Raw genomic sequence first — 17,004 nt, 5'->3', positions numbered from 1 at the left:
AGACGCGCTCAGGACGACGTAGTTCCGGGAATAGCACAGGCCCGTAGCCCGGTCTGCTTGCAGCCGGGATCGCAGTGGCACAATTCCCGGCTGCAAGCAGACCGGGCTACGCATTGTGCCACCTCTGTAATCAGGCGGTAAAATCAGCCCTGTTGAGTGAATCCTCAATTTCCTCTTCGAACTCCTGAGTTTTAGGTTTTGCAAAGAAAAAGGACTGATTAAAGGACATGGGCTTATTTTGATTTGAAACCTCAATGGCATGGCATATAACCTTGAACAGAATAGCAAGCAAGCCAATTCCGGTCAGCGCTATCAGAATATTGGCAACTATCGGTTTCCACTGTTCCCGGTGTTCGTGCATGATCAGGTCTTTACTATGCAGCAAGGCACTAAAAGAAGATTTAAACTGAGTAATGTTCTTTTCAGTCAGATCCGTTTCCAAAAGAAAATGCGTTAATTTATTTTCCAGGGCTTCTGCCAATTCAACCGCGGTATTCCCTTTCCCAATCCCCAAATCTGCAAGGCTTTTGCCATAGTTTTTCATTTTTTGGATTTTCATTAACAAATCAGGTTGTTCCGGAGCCTGTTTTTTAACCGCAGGTGTACCAACTGAGGAAGGAACATTAATCCTTAAACTCTGTAAATTAAGCAAAGGATTATAAAGATTGAGAAAGCGCAGGCCGGTTTGGGACAGGACTATACACTCATTGGGCTTATAAATTGAAATATCGGGGTTAGTGTCCGGCCCATCAACCTCGGTTGTAAAAACACAAACATCTGCAGGCGCCATACCAATTGCATCATCGAAAGTCAGTGCCTCATCTTCTATTGCCTCATATCCAAAGCGTTTTACCGGTTTGTCGCTGGCTATAATGGTGCTACTAATCCCCTGTGCAGCGAACTCACGTGCTAATCTGTGAGCAAAACTGTTGTCAGTACCCTGAGCATCCACTGCTGCGTAACAAATGCAGAGCAGTAAGATGATATGGTTTCCCTTTTGCAGTCCTGCTTCTAGAATAGAACTCACCAGCTCACCTGGGCCTCTTTCTATTTGTTGATTAAACGCTGTTTCAACTCCCTTCAGATCATCCAGATTAACATAACTGCCTTCTATGCCTTCACTGTGAGGGCTTCCATGACCTGTGATAACCAGCATGGTATTATCAGAAACGCGCCCTTTCAATACGGAGTTAATTTCTTCTCTTTTTCCTTCAGAACGAATGACTGCAAAAGGAGCATGAAGTGCTTTAGCCATTGCAAAACCAGTATGTCCATCCCCACGATACTGCAAACCAGGATTGTTCCTGGCAAACTCATCCAATTGCTCTGCTGTCACAGCGACTTTCTTTTTGTCCAGACTCTGAATGCTCAAAACAGCACGATTTTGTTCTGGTATTCTATCCAGCTTTTCTTTAAATTTTTGCCAGGCAATCTTGTTCTGCACGCGTTCCCAACGTATTTGGGCATAATGAGTCAACTCACCATATTCTTCATTCACTCCTTGCGAATTGTGATACAGCTTGAACTCAGGGCAATCTTCTTGAGGCGACTCTATCAGTAAATGACCAAAAACACCGGTTTCCCAATTATAAGTATCCAGGGCATAGAATTCGTCAACGCTTGACTTGCGGATGATAAAAGGAACGCCAAGATGTTCTTTCAGGAATGATTCAGCAGCGTTACGATCAAAATCAAAATGAAAAACAGCAGCGGGAATATCGGGACTGATGGATCTTATTGCTTCTTGTAACAATTTTTCAATTGGATTACTCATCGTGACAAGCCCTTAAATCATGCATGGAAACACTTTTGCTCAAAAATAGCGCCTAATTGTAATATATTTAAGCATTTTATGAAAGAATAAATTGAATTACCTCCCTTACGTCACTGCCATTAAGTTAAGGTACCTCTTTACGTCTGTACAATAAACGCTGGCTTCAATATATTATGACAATCAGTGAGCGTTTCTGGTCGATTCGTGCACTATTCCATCTGCAATGAATGCAGAACAGAAAAAAAGGATGTTTAATGAATGCTGATAATTCGCTCCAGAAAAACCTGGACAGTCGTTTACTGGGAATGATTACTCTTGGAGGCTCTGTCGGCACAGGAATCTTTCTGGCCAGTGGTAATGTCCTTTCCAAAGCAGGCCCTGGAGGGACATTACTGGCCTACCTGTTCATGGGGATCCTGATTTATTTTCTGATGACCAGTCTGGGTGAAATGGCTGCCTTTATGCCCTCCTCCGGCTCCTTTTATCATTATGCTGCCCAATTCATAGACCCTTCTTTTGGCTATGCATTAGGCTGGAATTACTGGTACAGCTGGGCAATCACTATTGCTGCAGAAATAGCAGCATCCTCTATCTTAATGCAATTTTGGTTTCCTCACAGCCCAGGGTGGCTTTGGTCGGGTGCTTTTCTCTTATTGATTCTTGGTTTTAATGCCATCTCGACTAAAGTGTTTGGTGAAATTGAATATTGGTTTTCTGTAATTAAAATCAGCGTCATCGGCCTGTTCATTATCCTGGGTTTTGCAATGATCATTGGCATTACCTCCCATCATTCTGTAGGCTTTGCTAACTGGCGTATCGGTGATGCTCCCTTCCATAATGGCTGGGTAGGGATATTCAGTGCCATTATGTTGGCAGGATTCTCATTTCAGGGCACTGAACTCATAGGAATCGCCGCAGGGGAAAGTAAAAACCCGGCAGAAACGGTTCCCAAAGCGATTAAAATGGTGTTCTGGCGGATTTTTCTGTTCTTCGTCCTGTCGTTACTGATAATTGGTTTTCTCGTTCCTTACACCTCAGCAGAGAACATGAACAATGACATTATGATGAGCCCATTTACTCAGGCATTTGCTCTTTTTGATCTGAAGACAGCAGCCTATATTATGAACGCGGTCATATTGATTGCCATTCTTTCCACAGCTAACTCAGGAATGTATGTAGCCAGCAGAATGCTCTGGTTTTTAGCCAGTCAAGGGCATATTCCTGCTCGCTTTTCCCAGGTAAATAAAAAAGGAGTACCTCTTTATGCCCTGGCAGCAACAGGCAGTATTTCCTTTATTGCTTTTCTGACCTCGGTCTTTGGCCATGATTCTATCTATCTCTGGCTGGTGAATGCAGGTGGTTTAGCAGGATTTATAGCCTGGATGGGGATTGCGATTAGCCATTATCGCTTCCGTAAAGCCTACATTCACCAAGGGAAAGATTTGGCCTCATTGCCCTATATAGCCAAAGGTTATCCTTTTGTCCCATTAGCAGTGTTTGCCTTATGTATTTTTATCATTGCCGGCCATAATATCTTTGCCTATCTTCATCAGGAACTGAGCTGGCAGGAGCTGCTTATTTCTTACATAGGCCTACCTTTATTCTTGCTGGTCTGGTGTGTTAACAAATACACAAGTAAAAGCCGGTTAATTCATTTAAGCCAATGTAATTTTAATTAAGAACTTTTTAAAAAATACCGGCTATTATTTAAGATAACTGGTGGAACAACTTGATACAGGAGTGCCATGTCGTGACAGAAGAAATAACAACTCGTTCATGGTTAAGCCGCTTAAAAGATGCTCTTATTGGAATTCTCATTGGGATTGGCATGATTATAGGTGCTGTAGTGCTCATTTTCTGGAATGAAAAACACAGCCTGCATACAGCTCAATCGCTTGCACAAACGCAGAAAGTCGTCATCTCTGTCCCTGACTCCCCAATCAATCAGGAAAATAATTTAAAAGTTGTCTATTTAAATGGCCAGGCTTCGACACAAGATCAATTAACCGACTCCCAGTTAGGTGTGACAGTAACCGCCATTAGCCTCAAGCGCAAAGTAGAAATGTATCAATGGCAAGAAAAAACAGAAACCAAAACTGAATCACAATTGGGCGGTTCAGAAAAACAAACCAAAACCTATACCTACAGCAAGGTCTGGTCAGGAAGCCTTATTAACAGTGTCAATTTCAGAGACCCTGAAGGACACCAGAACCCTGCCGCCATGCCCATTCAGTCTCAAACCCAATACGCTCCAACAGTAACCCTGGGTGATTTTACCCTGCCAGATACCTTAATTACCCAGATCAATATAAGCCAGCCTGTAGACTTATCAAAAGTAAATAAAGAATCATTGCATACCGAATTAAATAAGCCGGTTACGCTCATGAATGATGAGTTGTATCTGGGTAAAGATGCCCAAAACCCACAAACCGGAGACTTGCGCATTAGCCTCAGCGCTGTTTACCCTCAGGATGTCAGCATTATTGCGCAACAAACCGGAACCACCCTGCAAGCCTATCTCGCACCTGCCGGGGAAACAGTAATGTTATTGTCCACGGGAATACACTCTCCAGAGCAAATGATTGCAGAGGCACAATCAGAAAATAAAATGATAACCTGGATTTTACGACTGGTCAGTTTCATTATGCTCTTCGCCGGATTTTCGCTCATTCTGAACCCCTTAGTTGTTCTGGCAGATGTTATTCCATTTTTAGGCAGCATTGTTAATTTCGGTACCGGATTTATCGCCTTTCTTTGCGGGCTATGTGTATGGATAGTTGCAACAGCTATTGCCTGGTTTTTCACCAGGCCTTTATTGTCTTTTGGCTTGATAGCCGTTGCCGCCATTGTGAGTTATTTATTGATAAAAATGCGTTCCAAAAAACTTCCGCCACCACCACCGACTGAGACATTAGATGGATCGCCTTAGCGTTTATCCCAGAATCACGTCGTAGATCCAGTCCCGGAATGGCACCGTGTCGTAGCCCGTATTAGCGAAGCGTAATACGGGAAATTACCACTTCGATCCTGTATTACGCTCCGCTAATACAGGCTACAAACCCAAGTCTCGGTGTCCATGGTTTAGTTCATAGTTGCAACGGGTTGTTCATTTGCGTTAACTTCTTCCGGATAAATTAATTTCTCGGAGGCTTTGCGACTTTTACCCTTGAAAACTCCAAACTCACCTAATTCATTAGCATATAAATTGACAGGAACAGCATGAACTTCATCCCGTAAATACGCTTTGATAAAATTAGAAATATCTTTAATAATCTGATCTGTGGGCTCAAATCTGTGGCTCTTCTTCACTTTTCTGATTGCCGCACTAAACTCACTGCTATTAGAGAAAGCCTGGTCATCACCACTGTATTTTTTACGTGCTTTTAACAAAGCGTTAAGGACATCTTCAGTTAACGAGTCATCATTAAGACTCAGAATATGCCTCAATTTAGAAAGTCTGCTTTCATGAGTATACGCATGATCTTCTATTCGTGCACCTTCTGGAAGATTACCTCCTGCACTAAGCATGTGATAAATGTTCTGAAACTTCTGGAATTCTTCCGCGTTTTCAAACACTGGCTTATCATGTTTGTATTTGTATACAGCTACAGCAGGAGACAAACCAACAGCCATTGCCAGCAATGCCCCTTCAGCCACCTTTCTGACTACAAAAACACTGCCAGTAACTGGCAATATAAACAGTACAGCGCCAACATAACCGCCCGCTCCCAGGACTTTATTAATTGTTTTGCGCTCATCACTGGCTATTCCACCTAACAAACGACGACCTATGGCTCCATTGACCATTGAACTGCCTGATTTAAATGTAGATTTAATACTATTACCGGTAACCCAGACACTATAAAAAGCAGGAACGGTAACTGCCGCAAGTACAGCACCTGGTATGCTGGCCAGGTATTTGTCCTTTTTAGTGCTGTCCTCAGACCAGGTTTCTTTGGTTATTGGCTTACTTAATACCGGATTTATCAATGCCGCATTTATGTTAATAAAACGCTTTTTGCTATTCCCTAATATATCAGCATTTATTATTTTACTTAGTGCTACTCCTGAAGCATACCCGAAACCACCTACTACATAGGTAAGCATGAAACCTCTATCAGGATAAGAAGGCTTCCCATCATAGTCTTTGCTGAACTTTTCATCAGCCTCAGTATAGGAAAGGCCATTTTCCTTAACACCGCGGAGGAATAAACTACCCACTAAAGTAACCGGCGAAAAAGCAACACCGCCCATAAAACCCAAAACACCAAAACCGTATATTTCTTTAAAATCGCGACTGTCATTGGCAATGGTGTCGTTAAAATCAGTAAGCGCTACGTTAGTAACCCTCTTTTGAATCTGAATAAAGGTTATTCCAGAATTTACCAATACTGGTTTAACCGCTTTAATCCCTTTATATAATCCTCTGCCAGCCAGATAGGCCACACCGATGGCTCCGCCAACCGGAGCGCCAGCCCTGCCCAGAAATACAGCTACTGGAGTTCGCTGTTTATGATCTTTCTCATGTTGTTTGAGGCCTGCTTTAGCAAGAAGATCATGATAAGTTTCTCTGGCGGTTACTACACTATTGTCTGCAGTCATATGAACAATTGCGGTCACAGCACCAATAGGATAACCGGCAACACCAAGAAATCTGGCATAGTTACTGCGCGATTCATTATCAGGATTTGCTTCCTCAGAATTAATTTTTGCATCGATATAATCAAAAGTTTTCTCAGCATTCTTTTTGGTATTTTTGACCACTCGGGCTCCGGTGGTTACCAGGGATAATCCCAGACCTATACATGCTCCGGCCGCGTGACCTATTATTCCATAAGCATTTTGCCAAACCTCCAACTCGCCCTTGCCGAAGTGGAATTTTTCAGTATCCTCACAATCCCAATAAGCAAGGTTACCTGCGTTATTAGTAGTTTTTAAGGTGGCTTTGGCTCCGTAATATACCATTGGTGTCACGCTCACTGAGGCTGCACGTGCGGCAATCACCAGCGGAAATAAGGCTACCTGTCCGAAGACATTTAATTCACCTGGTTCAGGCGCTGATTTATCTAAATTCGGCACTGAATGTTTTCCCCAACCGCGATGATGCGCACGGGCAGTATCAACTGAAAAAGTACCTATTTTTCGTGCCGGTTTAACTACGGCTTTTGCTGCCCGAACTACAGCAGAAGACGCGGCACTGACTATTGGACGTATAACTCTTGGCATCTTAACTCTCCCTTTCTATAGATTGAGTCCACATGCTATAGAGATAAATTTCCTTTTTCTACTGTATAAAATACTGTATTGGTAACTTATTTTTCCACGTCAGAAATGCTGCAAATATTAACAAAAGGGATGAGAAGTATTACTATGTCGCTCTTTGACGTCTTTTATCGGGTATTCAATGAATCACATTAAACGTGGCATCAGCACTGTAATTTTTATGGGCAGATGGCTGCAACTTCCTCTTTATCTGGGACTTATTTTAATTTTAGCAGCTTATGTTTATCGCTTTATAGGTGAATTGTTTGAATTAATTATTCATCTGAATGGCTTTGATGATACCCACATTATGTTAGGGGTATTAGACCTTATTGATGTGGTGATGATTGCCAATTTGCTGATTATGGTGGTTATGGGAGGTTATGAGACCTTTGTTTCCCACCTGCAGTTAGATACCCATCCGGATCAGCCTGAATGGCTGGATCATCTGGATGCGGGAGCTATGAAAATTAAACTTGCCCTGTCATTAATTGGAATCTCTTCAATTCACTTGCTCAGAACCTTTATTGATCCAACAAAAATGAGTAATTTCTCAGTGATGTGGCAGGTTATCATTCATGTTACTTTAATCGTTTCTGCTTTAGCTATTGCTTATACCAACAGATTAATGGAGCCCAAGTCAACGCCTAAATAAACTGTTATTGGACCGTGTCGTCATCCACTAAAATAGGCGTAGCCTTGATTACGCTATAGCTACGCTTATTTTAAATCATTACTATTGAAGATTAAAAAAAACAATGACTGGCTGAAAATTATTCGATAGAATCGAATGGATTCGCCAGGGTCTGTTGACCCTTGGTTGAATGTTGTCAACGTATACTATAAGGATAGAGATAATGACAGATACCACTGAAATCAAAAATGAAGCCAACGGAATGGATCCTGATAACTCATCCAATAACCCGAAACTTAAAACAATTAAAGAAAGCCTGGAACAGTTCGAATCCACTCAGCAAAATATCAAAGAAATAAGAAAACACATCAATTCCATCATTGATGCTATAGCGCAAAACAGAAGCATACTCGCCCGGGCAGCGCAATTTTGGTCAAAAATGCCCCTTTGGCAAAAAATTGGTTTAGGTTTATTAATTACTGTACCCATCCTGGCGTTGGCCATAGCATTCAATCTATTCATGCTGTACGTAGCTTTTGCCCTCACTCTGGCCACTTATATTGCCGGTAGTTACATACTTGATAACCATAGCGAGCATGAGGAAAAAATTACAGACCGTTTAAAAGATGGTATGGTTGATTTGGCTGACGCTCTGGAAAGCGTAATCCAGTCATTAGATGTGCTCCGTGATGAATTATCCAGTGAAATCGGAGTAATGCATGAGAAAAATGAGCATTTGGAAGTTAAAGTTACAGATCTCTGTACGCAAGTCGAACGCTTAACAGAGCAAGGGCTAAAACTGAAACAGACGGCACAGGAACTTGTAGCGATTAGGCTTGAACTGGAGCAAAAAACAGTTTCACTAGGCGAAAATATTGAAGAGCAAAAAGAGTTGTTACGAATTAACGAGGAAGAACTGGAACAAATTCACGAAGAGATGAACCAGAATCAAGAGGAATTATCTAAAACTATAGGTGAATTAGCCCAGGTAAGGAAAGAACTGGGTGCAGAAATAAAAAGAGTAAACACGATTGCCAGTGGACTTCAAAAAACCGTCAAAGAGATGTCTGACGAAGCAATTACTGATGAAGAGCAACGTCTCGCATTTCAGGCGAAGCTGGAAGAGTTTATTAAAAATAAAGAGGAAAGTTTCACAAAAATTGCCGATCGTATTTTTGCAACCGAACGTGAGCTTGCTTTGGTCAAGGATGAGTTGAATCGTAATAACAAGCGAAATCGTGACCTCCTTGAACGACAAGAGAAGCAAATAGACAGAATAGAAAAAACTTCTGCTCAATGCACATCAGCACTACCTCCTAAATCAGCGCAAATGCTGAAGATGCTGGGTTTGTATGCTTCTGACGAAAATGTGTACGAATCCCCCATAGTAGGAGAGCCTGTTCAGGCAATGACGGCTTGACAGGATTTTGATACGTAGTAGACGGACTACGCCAGATCCACGTCGTCCTACGCGCCAAAAGACGCGCTCAGGACGACGTAGATCCAATCCGAGCCGCGACCGTGAGGAAGCGGAACAGTTCGATGCATTCCGATATCCGTTTTAATATTCTTATTCACCCGTAAGCGTCCCTACACTCGCAACTCGGTTTCGCCTTCAACACGAACTGGCATTTTCAAAAATGAAGGTAACTCCTCTCCTCTGGCCTCAATTAATTTGCACCTATAGAACAGCGGATTAAAACAAAGCCCAGGCTCAAAGGTGTAATCATGCGTTAAAATATTCCTGAGCTTATCCAACATCTTTTCAAAAAGTTTCAGCTCCCCCACCGCTATGCGGTGTTCCTCTCGGTGAGTGAGCACCCAATGTAACAAGAGTTGAATCGATCTTTGCAAAGGATAGGTCGTATCATTGAAAACAATGACGGGTACAAGTTGTCTATCGATGTAATGTTCTTGCAATTGTTGGAACAGTTCCTTGTAATCCCGAATTTGATTCAAATTAATTACGTCCCCTTTAAAAGGCTGGATGCGATAAGACATACAATCAAGGCGTTCATTTCCAGGCGGAATGAATTCAGAATTAAAAAAGCGGAAGATATCAGTACTGAAAATCAACGATTGTCTCTGTGCCGAATCTTTAACACGTAAAATCGTTGTAAAAATTGGAGCAACTACATCAGCGGCAACTAATATCTGATTACTTTCTGAGGACATAGTCAAATCAGTCAAAAACAGCCCCATAAAAGGTATAGCATCAGGAAAGCTGCTTATTGCCATTCGCAGGAATGGAAAATTCCCCTTCTGGCTGACTAAAGCGTTTAATTCAACAATTGCAGAAGCATCCTTTGGATCCAATCCGGCATTCAGGTTCATCAGTCTGCTAACAGGCGAACTGTCTAAAGCGCTGGATATGACCATCAATGAATTCAAATCAGGACCATCCTCATGGCCTGCCAGCTCACAAGAAAGTTCCACCATGAAATTTAGCGAATTATTAATATTATTTGCCCCCTGAGACAAAATGATAAAGGCAAAATAATTGCTGAGATAATTAAAGAGTTTTGTCGCTAATACTATATTAGGCGATTTGGTCGCCTTTTGATCTTTCTGCCAGGCACCTCGTTCAAACTCATCCAAAGAGATATGCTGAAAATAATAAAGCGACAGCTTTCTTAATTCAGCAGCAATCTGCTTTATTTCTCCTGTTCTATCGTTCAAAGGCTTATTTAAAGCAGCATGAACCAGATGATCAAAAGAACATTCTTCTGCCACCTGTAAGGTGGGTTCATAAAGTAACCAGTTATTTAATTTTCCATAATTTACGACTGCAGGATGGTCCAGGAAGGTATGCTTTAATGCAATTAATTCATTCATCAACTCTTTATATTGCAATCCATCCTGCGCCAGTCCTGTATCAGGATGAATATTTTGCTCCAGAAAACATCGTAAAGTAAGCGCACATGTCTCAAGTCCCGCTTTCGAATTCACTGTCAGGATAAGTTCCTTGACAATAAAACCGGCAATTAATTTTTGATAACGATCAAAATGGGGAAACAACTGAATGAATGCCCTTATGATGTTTTTTAAAGAAATACCACTCTGAATACCCAGGATTAACCGACTTAATTCCTTTTTGTCAAAATACCTGTCCTTTTTAGTTAAAGTACACAAGTTCCAAATCTCACAAGCCAGCTCTTGCTGTGCTGCATCACCAGGATAAATACTTGTAAAATCAGGCTTTGTAACGCTTTTTCTATAACATTCGACCAAGCCATTATCATACAATGATCTGTTAATGGCGTTACTTTTTTGATTCAGACTAAATACCAGATCAGTACTCAAAGCCGATACCCGCTGATGCAAACTGATACAGGCCAATTGAATGACCTCTCTTGCTCTTTCCCTGTGATTGAGATAATCCTTTAAAACTTTTTTTCTGGTACCTGCATGCTCCAGATCAGCATAGGCAAGAATGGTGTTAAATCTTCGCTGCGTATCTACTGACATCTGCTCATCACCAAATGCACAAGCACTGACAGCCTGAAAAAAAGCCTGTATAACCAGCGGTCGACCTAAATAATTCGTTATGTTAGGTTCTCGACCTGCTTGTAAATAGCGCTCCAAAGCAGATACATCAGAATTTAATAAGTTCCTGACCAAATCAGAGGAATTAGTGAGTGCTGTTTTGGCAAGATCGGATGTGCTGGTTGTAGTAGTCGTAGTCGTTGTCGATGCACCTTCTGACATTGACAGATCTTCAGATGTTCGCAGGCTTCCACCATTGGAACTTCTAGAGGAACTGCTCGATAAAGGACTGCCACTTCTTACAATTGGCGGAAAACTTTTGAAGATGGTTTTCGGAAACGGATTGCGTGACAGTTCCATTTCACTGCTACTTGATAGTGAAGGCTCTGATTTTTGCGGAAAAGAACTTCCGCCTTTAGGTGAAGAACCAGTGCTTTTTGGCGAAGAACCGGTGCTTTTAGGTGAATCATTGAGACCGGCCCTTGATTTGGAAGCAGAATGATTCCTTAAAAAAAGATGAGGGAACATAAGGGCTAATTTATTTTGTGCACGGGGAGCTGTCGTTCTCTCAGCAGGATCAATAGCAGGAAATACTTTCAATACGTCCAGTCCAGTATCCATTCGCAAATTTTTATATTTGGAATCGTCAGAAAAATAGGCTCTGCTGGCTGGTTTGAGCTTAGGATTTAGCTCACGCAATTGGGGAAGTTTATATTTTGCATCCAGAATCGCTTCAATAGCCCAGGTATTTTCGTTGATTATAGCGGTATCAAGTGCAGTATCACCTCGCTCATTAGTACTGTTGAATAGTACAGGTAATGTGCGTAAAACCATTTCAAGGAGTTCTGAATGATCTTGTTCTTTGCCCACTATCAAGTGCAGCACGGTTCTGCCCAACCTGTCCGTGTGCAATGCACAATGTTGAAACCGTTCATCTGTTAAAATAATACACTCAAAAAGAACAGGTAAATTATGTATGACCAGAAAATGGAATAAAGTACGATTAAAAGTGTAAGGTCCCATCAGTAAATCAAGCGTTAATTGCGGCTCTAATTGCTCATATTTTTCTTCTTCAGTCATATCGGCTGAAGCAATAAATGCAAGTATATTTTCTTTTGTAAGACGTATTTCTTTACCCATTATTCTTCCTAAATGATTTGGACTTTTCATTAAAACCAACCCGTAACTCTCTGGGTTTTAAACCGTGCTCAAGCCAATAAACACGGAGATCAGCAAGCCAAATTACAGAAACAGGACGAGTCTGAAACAGGGAAAATTGCAGCTGTCTTTTAATGAATTCATACAGTTTTAAGTGCTCAAATTATATTCAAATGCATAATAATGTTCAATATGAAAAATTAATAAACTCAAAATAAGTTTATTTAAATCATTTGAAATCATCAGCTTAGATAAAAAATTAATAAATTCGGTGTAGCCCGGTCTGCTTGCAGCCGGGATCAACTGGATACCATCCCGGCTGCAAGCAGACCGGGCTACGCACTGTGCTATTGCGGAACAACTTCACCCCAATCCACATCGTCCTGAGCGCGTCTTTTTGCGCGAAGGATCTCCTGAAATTGGCATGGTGCCTGCATTTGGAGATCCTTCGCGCAAAAAGACGCGCTCAGGACGACGTGAATCAGTTACGACAAAGAGATGTAGACTGGATTGATTAATGTTTACTGGGCGAATCTGGATATAACTGCTGCTTCAGTTCATCAATGCGTTGCTCTATCATCCTGGTGGCTGCCTTACCAGACAACAGAGCTAATTCCTTATATCGGCGACTGAGTTCCTGTTGAGCCATTGCCTCTTTTTCTGACGTTACAAACTGCTCAAACAAACCGGGAAACCGGTCAAGAACTGATCTTTTCCAGAAATAATAATTATCATGATCGAACAAATACTCAAAACTGCCATAGGGTGCGGAATTTTCGTCTTGTTCTGGTAAAAAAATGGTGAGATTATATGAAAAAGCAGTGTCTCCTGCTTCAGTTATGTATGCAGTCTTTTCTATTCTATAAAGTGAATTGGCTTTTTCTGTAATGGAGGTGAGAACCTCAAGTTTGGTTCTGCTGAGAATTTGGCTGATAAGCACAATATTTTCATGGTTAGTGCTTGATGAGCCTAAATGAAAGGAAATATTCATTTTTACCTCCATGTATTTACTTGAGGATACATGTGTCAAAATAAATCGCCTTGATGACACAACAACAATTTATTCCTCTACTGTATAATATTCTATCACTTTTAAGCTAAAAATACAATTTCAACCCTCATTTTAGACCTAAAACTGATGTTTTTCACTTAAAATTGCCATAAAAATCACAAAAGCACCTGTCTTAAGTGACAACGAATTTCCCTAAAATCAATCAAATATGCAAATGCGAAAACGTAAAGTTTGCTGTGAACACGATTTATGACGCTCAGGGCAAAGGGCATAAAGTGGAACTTGAATTTCGGGCAGCACCACAAACTGGCAACCAAGATGATGGCACCTGATGGGAACTGGTTAAAGTAAGGTGTGAGGATACTGAAGTCAGATGCATTGGCACAGGAATTATTGTATTTAATGGTTCAGAATAAGGAGCAACAAAGGATGCTTGATCCTTCCATATAAAAAAACACCATCTGAACGGTTGAAGCATCCAACATTGAAACGGATTGGCGCCCCTCATAAAAACTCAGTCTATGTTGTTGATTATCAGGAGCAGCAATTTTTGTTGGCCGAGAATCAAAACGCACTGACACTTCCCCCCTTAAACGAGGTTAAGTCACAGCATGAAGAATAAATATGCTCAAAGACTTTATGCTCAAACAGACCCGTGAAAAAGATATGAAAGTCATTTTAGAACTGGCCAAAGAACCCATGCCAGCATCTGCGCTGGAAATCAAACTCTATCAATTAATTCCCGCATTTTTACTCAGCGAATTGCAAACTGCATTTCAGATTGGCTTTATGATTTTTTTACCCTTTTTACTGGTGGATTTGATCGTATCAGGCATCCTGATGACCATGGGAATGATGATGATGCCTCCTATGAGTATTTCCTTGCCAGTGAAGATATTGCTTTTTATTTTGATCGATGGCTGGGATTTGGTGATACAGGCATTAGCGGGGAGCTTTCATTAGTTGAATGGCGTTCCCGGATCCACTGCCATTAAGTTAAGGAGTACCGCCGTCCCGCGGACAAGCCGCGGGACGGTGGAGTAGCGCTTAACTTAATGACAGTATCGTAGCCCGTATTAGCGGAGCGTAATACGGGAAATTGCCACTTCCATCCTGTATTACGCTCCGCTAATACAGGCTACAAACTATAACCAGGCTCCGTGCCACAACAAAAATTATGCTCCTTTACAGTCGCGGCTCGGTTTTCTTTTTTAATTGACAAATCCTGGCAAGATTTCCACAACCTGAGCCAGCCATTTTTTGTTATCTGCTTTTATGAGCGTATTTTTACGACCATATAATGTGCTGTTTAAAGTGCAATGGGTTAACGAGGCTAATAATTCATTGCATTTTATCGCAAAATAACTGCGGCCTGTACTCACTACGTTTACCTGATTATCAGACAATAAGGTACCGAAGGGTATGTTGGTGTTTAATACATCGTTGATTAGTTTAGTTGGCAACTCATTAAAGTTGATGGTGATAAAAGCCAATTCTACAATCATTGTTTCATTTTTCTTTTGTGCCCACTGTGGATTATTTCTGTCTTTACGTTTGTCCACAAACATAAGAATAGCCCGAAAATACGTATTATCACTCGTGTTCCTTGCCGCATAAAGAGTTCGAATCAGCGGAATGCGTTGGTAATAAGTCTCTATTCCTTTGGTCATTAAGGGTTGCAGTAACAGGTAGTTATACGGAACGGGTAAGCTGTCTTTATTGACCTCAGGGCTTTGTTGCACCATGTAAGAGAGCTTTTGCACCTCCTCCTGAATACTCTGCTGTCCTTTTTCAGTAAATGACAAAGCGGTTGATGCATTCAATATATTGATTACAAAACAAAAAAGAAGAATTGTTCTAATCATTAGTTCTCGTTATGGATTAGCGGATTGTTATCTGTGCTTAGCTTGAGGGTTGAGCGCTATTAAATCAAGATTGAAATTAAAATATGTTGTTCCCGGCTGCAAGCAGGCCGGGCTACATCAAGGCAATGATGTGGTTTTGTAGCCCGGCCTGCTTGCAGCCGGGATCGAAGTGGCAAAAACTAACTCCCATATTACGGCCAAGCCTATTTAGGTATAACAAACTGCCTGCAAACCTTCGGAGCTTAAATTCATCAGATTGATTTGGGTTCCTGATTCGGCACTGACCGAAATACTGCTGTTATTGCCCACAGTAACCATTGTGGTTTGGCCGGTAGACAGGTTTTTGCCATTCACTTTGCCACTGTTTTTTAAGACGCTGATTTTAATCTTGCTTTTCTTTTGGCTGGTGTTTTGCACCGTACAGGTTGCATTTAAGGTCCATAAAGTACTGTTGGTTAATACTTTGGTTTCATTAGGATTAAGTTTAATTGTCTTTTGTGCGTAGGTCTGTGAACTTACAAATCCTAATAAAACGATAACTGTTAAAGTAAACATCTTAAACATAGTAGTTCCCTGATAATTTATATAGAAAGAGATACACGTTAAGTCGCGCAAACTGTATATATTATATACAAAATTAATTAAGGTTTTATTAAGAGAGGGGTTGATTTAAACAGGCGTAGCACTTAATTTGACTGTACTTTGCCAATTAAATCATTTAGGATGATTTTAAATAATTCATTAATGCTCTTTTTGGAGCACTCAACTGTCTTAGTATATGTTTTTAAGAGTAAACCGAGCATTTTTTGCCAGAAATCGCATCAGAGAAAAAGATTTTGGTGATATTTTTAATAAAACCTCCAAAGGAATAACTAATATTATGCCTTTGATTATCACCATATTTTTTGCACCAGTGCTCATCACCACCAGCCTGTTTTCCAAAGAAATTATTTTAATTCTGGCCAATCTTTCCCTGAGCCTGGGTTATGTAGGCAATTTTATTTATCGCTTGTACCAAAACGAAGTAAGTAAAGCTGAATTACTGATTACGGTACTGACACTGGTCGCCCTGCTCGCACTGGCTTATGTCTTGTTCCCCCCGCTTGCTTCATTGTCCTTTATTAGCCTGCTTTGTGCGGTGAACCAAGTGGCTGTTACAGTGAACCTGTTTTTTTTAATTAAAGATGTCTTTATACCGCCCTGTAAAAAGTTTATTGAAAATGTGGCGCAATGGCTGGGTTTTGATATTGCCACCCACTATTATTCCAAACCGCCACTCACTTTGGAAAAAGATCGTTACATCATCGATCAACTCCTTAAAAAATCATACGACCATGACAGTTATTCACCCGATTTTTCCCAGGAAGAACTCGCCAGGCTTAATCATTTATTGACCAAATTAAGCCGTTACATTGATAAATATGACGAATCAGTTCTGGGTTATATTTACAACAGAGATGCCATTGCAGATTTGGAACAACAAATTGCCCAATTGATTACCCAGGGAAATCCTGACTCCAGCTATACCTTCATTCGCAAGAAAATAGGTTTTAAAACGACCAAAATCCAAATGCTGCAAGAAGCAGAAAAAAATGTATTAACTGCTTTGCAAGATCCTGCTTCTGATGCCACCTCTACCCTTCAGTTTTTTAAAGGTATAGACAATAACGAAATTGAGAAAAACAGAGAAGAAGTTTTGCATTCCGGGCTTGAATGTCTGCAAAGTGAAATCCAAAGGCAAAAAGCCAAAATTGAATCATTAGAGGCATGCTTGCCACGGACTGTATTACAATAAAATACTCACCCTGATGCG

The 17,004-nt window shown here is 41.0% G+C and carries 13 protein-coding genes; 7 read left to right on the top strand and 6 right to left on the bottom strand.

Annotation, left to right across the window (positions count from 1 at the left end; all coding sequences use genetic code 11):
- Window positions 1-130 precede the first annotated feature (130 nt).
- The gene (locus tag B094_RS0100670; protein WP_018575865.1) at window positions 131-1,774 is read right to left on the bottom strand and encodes a hypothetical protein; all 1,644 of its coding nucleotides are present in this window, start codon (window positions 1,772-1,774) and stop codon (window positions 131-133) included.
- A gap of 254 nt (window positions 1,775-2,028) precedes the next feature.
- On the opposite strand from B094_RS0100670, the gene B094_RS0100665 reads away from it, so the two are divergent.
- Window positions 2,029-3,453, top strand: coding sequence for an amino acid permease (locus B094_RS0100665; RefSeq protein ID WP_018575864.1), 1,425 nt, complete (start codon window positions 2,029-2,031; stop codon window positions 3,451-3,453).
- A gap of 71 nt (window positions 3,454-3,524) precedes the next feature.
- Window positions 3,525-4,703, top strand: coding sequence for a TMEM43 family protein (locus B094_RS0100660; protein ID WP_018575863.1), 1,179 nt, complete (start codon window positions 3,525-3,527; stop codon window positions 4,701-4,703).
- Window positions 4,704-4,855: 152 nt separating this feature from the next.
- Here B094_RS0100660 and B094_RS0100655 read toward each other — a convergent pair whose 3' ends face one another.
- Complete coding sequence (locus B094_RS0100655; protein ID WP_018575862.1) at window positions 4,856-7,000, bottom strand: hypothetical protein; 2,145 nt, start codon at window positions 6,998-7,000, stop codon at window positions 4,856-4,858.
- A gap of 178 nt (window positions 7,001-7,178) precedes the next feature.
- Here B094_RS0100655 and B094_RS0100650 point away from each other — a divergent pair, with 178 nt between their 5' ends.
- Together B094_RS0100650 and B094_RS0100645 are read left to right on the top strand one after the other, a co-directional pair.
- Window positions 7,179-7,691, top strand: coding sequence for a TIGR00645 family protein (locus tag B094_RS0100650; RefSeq protein ID WP_018575861.1), 513 nt, complete (start codon window positions 7,179-7,181; stop codon window positions 7,689-7,691).
- Window positions 7,692-7,893: 202 nt separating this feature from the next.
- Window positions 7,894-9,090, top strand: a complete 1,197-nt coding sequence (locus B094_RS0100645) for a LegC2/C7 family Dot/Icm T4SS effector (RefSeq protein WP_018575860.1) — start codon at window positions 7,894-7,896, stop codon at window positions 9,088-9,090.
- A 170-nt stretch (window positions 9,091-9,260) separates the two neighbouring features.
- On the opposite strand, the gene B094_RS0100640 is transcribed toward B094_RS0100645, so the two are convergent.
- Both B094_RS0100640 and B094_RS0100625 read right to left on the bottom strand, forming a co-directional pair.
- Window positions 9,261-12,296 (bottom strand): RasGEF domain-containing protein, encoded by a 3,036-nt coding sequence (locus B094_RS0100640; protein ID WP_018575859.1) that lies wholly within the window; start codon window positions 12,294-12,296, stop codon window positions 9,261-9,263.
- Between the two features lie 532 nt (window positions 12,297-12,828).
- Window positions 12,829-13,305 carry a hypothetical protein gene (locus B094_RS0100625; protein WP_018575856.1) on the bottom strand — a complete coding sequence of 159 codons (477 nt, stop codon included), beginning with the start codon at window positions 13,303-13,305 and terminating at the stop codon, window positions 12,829-12,831.
- Window positions 13,306-13,759: 454 nt separating this feature from the next.
- On the opposite strand from B094_RS0100625, the gene B094_RS0100620 reads away from it, so the two are divergent.
- Both B094_RS0100620 and B094_RS15465 read left to right on the top strand, forming a co-directional pair.
- Window positions 13,760-13,948, top strand: coding sequence for a hypothetical protein (locus tag B094_RS0100620; RefSeq protein WP_018575855.1), 189 nt, complete (start codon window positions 13,760-13,762; stop codon window positions 13,946-13,948).
- Window positions 13,949-13,950: 2 nt separating this feature from the next.
- Window positions 13,951-14,289, top strand: a complete 339-nt coding sequence (locus tag B094_RS15465) for an EscR/YscR/HrcR family type III secretion system export apparatus protein (RefSeq protein ID WP_018575854.1) — start codon at window positions 13,951-13,953, stop codon at window positions 14,287-14,289.
- 248 nt (window positions 14,290-14,537) lie between these two features.
- Here the strand turns inward: B094_RS15465 and B094_RS15460 are convergent, their stop codons facing one another.
- Both B094_RS15460 and B094_RS0100605 read right to left on the bottom strand, forming a co-directional pair.
- The gene (locus B094_RS15460) at window positions 14,538-15,191 is read right to left on the bottom strand and encodes a hypothetical protein (RefSeq protein ID WP_018575853.1); all 654 of its coding nucleotides are present in this window, start codon (window positions 15,189-15,191) and stop codon (window positions 14,538-14,540) included.
- Window positions 15,192-15,398: 207 nt separating this feature from the next.
- Window positions 15,399-15,755 carry an S-Ena type endospore appendage gene (locus tag B094_RS0100605; protein WP_018575852.1) on the bottom strand — a complete coding sequence of 119 codons (357 nt, stop codon included), beginning with the start codon at window positions 15,753-15,755 and terminating at the stop codon, window positions 15,399-15,401.
- A gap of 214 nt (window positions 15,756-15,969) precedes the next feature.
- Here B094_RS0100605 and B094_RS0100600 point away from each other — a divergent pair, with 214 nt between their 5' ends.
- Window positions 15,970-16,986 (top strand): hypothetical protein, encoded by a 1,017-nt coding sequence (locus B094_RS0100600; protein ID WP_018575851.1) that lies wholly within the window; start codon window positions 15,970-15,972, stop codon window positions 16,984-16,986.
- Window positions 16,987-17,004 lie beyond the last annotated feature (18 nt).

It is taken from the genome of Legionella shakespearei DSM 23087, assembly GCF_000373765.1.
GTDB classification, from domain to species: Bacteria; Pseudomonadota; Gammaproteobacteria; order Legionellales; family Legionellaceae; genus Legionella; species Legionella shakespearei.
Note: the sequence above shows the minus strand (reverse complement) of the source record. Positions and strands in the feature narration are given on the sequence as shown.

Coding starts and splice junctions, on each gene's coding strand:
- B094_RS0100600 (WP_018575851.1), top strand. CDS start 15,970: ATGTTTTTAAGAGTAAACCGAGCATTTTTTGCCAGAAATCGCATCAGA.
- B094_RS0100625 (WP_018575856.1), bottom strand. CDS start 13,305: ATGAATATTTCCTTTCATTTAGGCTCATCAAGCACTAACCATGAAAAT.
- B094_RS0100645 (WP_018575860.1), top strand. CDS start 7,894: ATGACAGATACCACTGAAATCAAAAATGAAGCCAACGGAATGGATCCT.
- B094_RS0100670 (WP_018575865.1), bottom strand. CDS start 1,774: ATGAGTAATCCAATTGAAAAATTGTTACAAGAAGCAATAAGATCCATC.
- B094_RS0100605 (WP_018575852.1), bottom strand. CDS start 15,755: ATGTTTAAGATGTTTACTTTAACAGTTATCGTTTTATTAGGATTTGTA.
- B094_RS15460 (WP_018575853.1), bottom strand. CDS start 15,191: ATGATTAGAACAATTCTTCTTTTTTGTTTTGTAATCAATATATTGAAT.
- B094_RS0100640 (WP_018575859.1), bottom strand. CDS start 12,296: ATGGGTAAAGAAATACGTCTTACAAAAGAAAATATACTTGCATTTATT.
- B094_RS0100655 (WP_018575862.1), bottom strand. CDS start 7,000: ATGCCAAGAGTTATACGTCCAATAGTCAGTGCCGCGTCTTCTGCTGTA.
- B094_RS15465 (WP_018575854.1), top strand. CDS start 13,951: ATGCTCAAAGACTTTATGCTCAAACAGACCCGTGAAAAAGATATGAAA.
- B094_RS0100650 (WP_018575861.1), top strand. CDS start 7,179: ATGAATCACATTAAACGTGGCATCAGCACTGTAATTTTTATGGGCAGA.
- B094_RS0100665 (WP_018575864.1), top strand. CDS start 2,029: ATGAATGCTGATAATTCGCTCCAGAAAAACCTGGACAGTCGTTTACTG.